Genomic DNA, 4,592 nt, shown 5'->3' on the forward strand with positions numbered 1-4,592 from the left:
CCGCCCGGACGGCGGCCCGTGGAGGCCGTGTCAGCCCCGGGTCCAGTCGAGGAGCCGGTCAGCCGGCCAGGTGGTGATCACGCGCTCGGCGGGCACACCGCACTCCTCCGCGCGGGCGCAGCCGAGGATCTGCCAGGCCAGCTGGCCGGGCGCGTGGGCGTCGGTGTCCACGGCGAAGTGCACCCCCGCCTCCACGGCCAGCCGCAGCAGCCGGCGCGGCGGGTCCAGCCGCTCCGGGCGGCTGTTGATCTCCACCGCCGTGCCCGACTCGGCGCAGGCCGCGAAGACCCGCTCCGCGTCGAACTCCGACTCGGGGCGCAGCCGTCCGCCGGCCACCAGCCGCCCCGTGCAGTGACCGAGCACGTCGAGCAGCGGATTGCGCACCGCGCGTTCCATCCGGCGGGTCATCGACCGCGCGTCCATCCGCAGCTTCGAGTGCACCGAGCCGACCACCACGTCCAGCCGGTCGAGCAGCTCCGGCTCCTGGTCGAGGGAGCCGTCGTCCAGGATGTCGACCTCGATGCCGGTGAGCAGCCGGAACGGCGCCCACTCCTCGTTCAGCCGCTCCACGACGTCCAGTTGCTCCCGCAGCCGGTCCGGCGAAAGGCCCCGGGCCACCGTCAGCCGCGGCGAATGATCGGTGAGCACCGCCCACTCGTGCCCGAGGCCCGCCGCCGTACGCCCCATCGCCTCGATCGTCGCCCCACCGTCCGACCAGTCCGAATGCAGGTGACAGTCCCCGCGCTGCGCCGCCCGCAGCGCCTCGCCGGTCTCCGGCCGCTCACCGGTGCCCAGCGACTCCTCCAACTCGGCCTCCAGCCGGGCCAGATACTCCGGTACGCGGCCCTCCAGCGCCTCGCGCACCACCGCCGCCGTCTTCGGGCCGATGCCCTTCACCGACTCCAGCGTGCCCGCCCGCGCGCGCCGCGCGGCCTCTCCCTCCGGCAGGACGGCGAGCGCCGCCGCGGCCGTACGGAAGGCGCGCGCCCGGTAACCCGGCGCGCCACCGCGCTCCAGCAGGAACGCGATCCGGTTCAGAGCGGCCACGGGGTCCACGGCGACTCACTCCCGTCCCGGTACGGACACGTCGGCCACGACCGCCGCGGGCGGCCCGATCTCGCACCAGACGGCCTTGCCCTCGCCGCGCGGCTCCACCCCCCAGCGGGAGGCCAGCGCGTCGAGCAGCATCAGGCCCCGCCCGGAGGTCGCCGCCTCGCCCGGGGTGCGCCTCCGGGGCCACGCGCTCGACCGGTCCTGCACCGACAGGCGGACCCGCCGCACCGGCTCGGGCAGCACCTCCAGGGTGAGGACCGCGCCGCCCTCGGTGTGCAGCAGCACGTTCACCAGCAGCTCCCCGGTCAACAGCTCGGCGTCGTCGGCCAGTTCCGGCATCCCCCAGTCGCGCAGCGCCTGGCCGACCGCCGACCGCGCGTCCGAGAGCCCCGCGGGGTCGGCCTGATGGATGTACTGGTGGATGCGCGGCGCCCGCGGGGTGCCCGGGTCCGGGCTGCGCCGCAGCACCAGCAGGGCCACGTCGTCGCCCGCGCCCCACCGCTCCCACAGTCGGTCCGAGAGGTGGTCGGCGAGCGCCTCGGCCTGCGGCGGCCCGCTGCTCACGGCCTCCGACAGGGCGGCGAGCCCCGCCGCGATGTCCGTACCCGGCTGCTCGACGAGCCCGTCCGTACAGAGCACCAGGGTCTCCCCGGGCACGAGGTCGAGCCGGGTCTCCGGGAACTCCTCGTCCCCGAAGTACGTCGCGAGGCCGAGCGGCAGCCCGCCGCGCAGCTTGGGCTGCCCCACCCGGCCGTCCGTGTGGCGGATCAGCGGTCCCAGGTGCCCCGCACGCACCGCCCGTACGGTCCCGCTCGCCAGATCCACCTGCGCGTAGGTGCAGGTCGCGAAACGGTTGGTGTCCAGCTCCGCGAGGAACCGGGAGGCCCGCGCCAGCACCGTCGAAGGGGCGTGCCCCTCGCCCGCGTACGCCCGCAGCGCGATCCGCAGCTGGCCCATGATGGCGGCGGCGTGCGTGTCGTGCCCCTGCACGTCCCCGACGACGATCCCGACGCGGCTGCGGGGCAGCGAGATGACGTCGTACCAGTCGCCGCCGACCTGCCGTCCGCTCCACGCGGCGTGGTACCGCACGGCGATCTCGCCGCCCGTGATCTCCGGGATGCGCCGCGGCAGCATCGTCTCCTGAAGGCCCGTGGCGAGCTCCCGCTCCTCGTCGAAGAGGATCGCCCGCTGGAGCGACTGCGCGACGATCGCCGCGAGCCCGAGGGCGAGGATCCGCTCGTCGGCGGTGAACTCGCTGCGCCCCCGGTAGAACAGGGCCATGCCCCCCAGCGAGCGGGCCTGCGCCACCAGCGGCAGATAGCAGGCGGAGCGGAACTTCAGCCGCTCGATGTACGGGGCCAGTTCCGGGAAGTCCTGGCCGAGGGACGGGAAGGACGACACGAAGCGGGGCCGCCCGCTCAGCACCGTCTCGGCGAGCGGCAGCCCCCGGTCCAGGCGGCGGGTGCGGAAGACGTTCAGGGCGTCGAGCGAATCACCGCTGAGCGCGATCACGTTCAGCGAGCCGTTCTCCACCAGCCCGAGCGCCAGCCCGTCGGCGCCGAGCCGCGCCAGACCCCCGGGACCGGTCAGGGCGGCCGTCACGTCGTCCACGGTCACCGCCCGCGACAGCGCCTGCGTGGTCCGCTCCACGATGCTCGTCTGGTGTTCGCGCCGCCGCTCCAGCTCCTGCACGAAGGCCGAGTGCGTCACCTCGGCGGTGGTGTCCCGGACGATGCCGACGACCCGCCGCGCGCGCCCGTCCGGCGACCGCAGGATCCGGGCCTGCACGTGCGTCCAATGGGGTGTCCCGTCGTCCTGCGGGATCGGGAAGTGCGCGGTGTACGAGGAGGAACCCCCCGTCAGGGCCGTACGCACCACCGCGTCCAGCCGGACCCGCTCCTCCGGCGCCAGCCGGGCGACGAGGGTCACGGGCCGGCCGTCGAAGGCGTCCGGGCCCAGCCCGAAGACCAGCAGCCCGGACTCGTCGACGTCGATGGTGCCCGAGTCGAGATCCCAGTCGAAGCTGCCGGTCCGGTTCATGGCGAGCCACTCGGTGGGCCCGATCTCGCCCCCGTGAGTACGCCGGTCGTCTTCGGTCATCCTCCTCATTGTCGAACCGGCACCCCTCCCACGCCATGGCGACGACACGGCGTGGCGCCGTTCGTGTCGATTCCGTGTCCGGCGGCGGTACGGGTGGGGGGCGGTGTACGGGAGGTGACGGGGCGCGGCGGGGCGCCGGGCACCCTTCGTGCCCGGGGAGCGCCGCTCACCGCCCCGCGGAGGGGGCGCCCGGTGCGGACTCCGGCCCCGGGGCAGAATGGGCCGGTGCAGCCCTCCCGCCCCCTCCCGTACCGCGTCCTCGGACCCGGCCAGGCCCTCCGTACCGACGGCGCGGAGGCCACCCTCAGCGGCGCGCGGCTCCGGGCGCTGCTCGCCGCCCTCGCCGCCGCGGGCGGTCGGGCGGTCGGTCCCGGGACGCTCGTCGCACAGGTGTGGGGCGAGGACGACGACGCCGGGATCCGGGACCGCGTTCCGGCGCTCCAGGCCCTCGTCGGCCGCCTCCGCCGCGCACTCGGCCACGGCGCCGTCGCCTCCGGGCCCGGCGGTTACCGGCTGGTCGCGGAGCCCGGGGACATCGACCTGCACCGGTTCGAGGACCTCGCCGCAGAAGGGGCGGCCGCCCTCGCGGGCGGCGACCCGGAAGGGGCCGCCGCGCTCCTGGACGAGGCCCTCGGCCTGTGGCGGGGACCCGCCCTCGCCGACCTCCCCGGCCGGGACACCGACCCCCTCGCCGTACGCCTCGACCAGCGGCACACGCAGGCGCGGCGCGACCGGCTCGCCGCCGACCTGGCCCGGGGCCGGGCCGCCGGCGTCCTGGCCCCGCTCGCCGCCCTCTGCGCGGCCCACCCGCTGGACGAGCCCCTCCACGCCCTGCGGATCCGGGCCCTGCGCGCCGCCGGACGGCCCGCCGAGGCCCTCGCCGCGTACGAGGAGGTGCGCACCACCCTCGCGGACCGGCTCGGTACGGACCCCGGCCCCGAACTCCGCGCCCTGCACGGCGAACTCCTCGCGGGCACGCCCGGTCCCGCCGCCGGCGAACCCCATGTGGCGGCTCCCCGTTCCCTGCCCGCGCGGCTGACCTCCTTCATCGGCCGGGACGGGGAACTCACCGCGCTCACCGCCCTCTTGCGGGACCACCGCCTGGTCACCCTCACGGGCCCCGGCGGGGTCGGCAAGACCCGGCTCGCGCTGGAGGCCGCCGACACGTGCGCAGGGCCGGTGCACCTCGCCGAGCTCGCCTCCGTCCGCGAGGAGTCCGCCGTCGCCGACGCCGTGCTCACCGCCCTCGGGGGCCGGGAGACGCAACTGTGGAACCGGCCGCCCGTCCCCGAGTCCGGGCCCAAGGGCGGTCTCGCGCGGCTCGTGGAGCACTGCGCGGGACGCCGGATGCTTCTTCTGCTGGACAACTGTGAGCACCTGCTGGGGCCGGTGGCCGGCCTGGCCGAGGAACTGCTCGCCCGGTGTCCGGGGGTGCGGGT

3 protein-coding genes are annotated in these 4,592 nt (G+C 76.1%); 1 reads left to right on the plus strand and 2 read right to left on the minus strand.

Features of this window, described 5'->3' with window-relative positions; translation table 11 throughout:
* Positions 1–30: 30 nt before the first annotated feature.
* Entirely contained in the window at positions 31–1,056 is a 1,026-nt protein-coding gene (locus RIF68_RS28045) for a PHP domain-containing protein (protein ID WP_309054093.1), read from the minus strand.
* A gap of 6 nt (positions 1,057–1,062) precedes the next feature.
* Positions 1,063–3,153, minus strand: a complete 2,091-nt coding sequence (locus RIF68_RS28050) for a SpoIIE family protein phosphatase (RefSeq protein WP_309054094.1) — start codon at positions 3,151–3,153, stop codon at positions 1,063–1,065.
* A 225-nt stretch (positions 3,154–3,378) separates the two neighbouring features.
* Between RIF68_RS28050 and RIF68_RS28055 the strand changes: the two genes are divergently transcribed.
* The coding region (locus RIF68_RS28055; RefSeq protein ID WP_309054095.1) for a BTAD domain-containing putative transcriptional regulator at positions 3,379–4,592 on the plus strand (1,214 nt) is incomplete at its 3' end.

This window comes from Streptomyces sp. (assembly GCF_031178505.1).
Taxonomy (GTDB): Bacteria; Actinomycetota; Actinomycetes; order Streptomycetales; family Streptomycetaceae; genus Streptomyces; species Streptomyces gulbargensis.

What these genes read in the sequence shown, in the direction of transcription:
- RIF68_RS28050 (WP_309054094.1), bottom strand. Translation starts at nt 3,153, where the DNA reads ATGACCGAAGACGACCGGCGTACTCACGGGGGCGAGATCGGGCCCACC.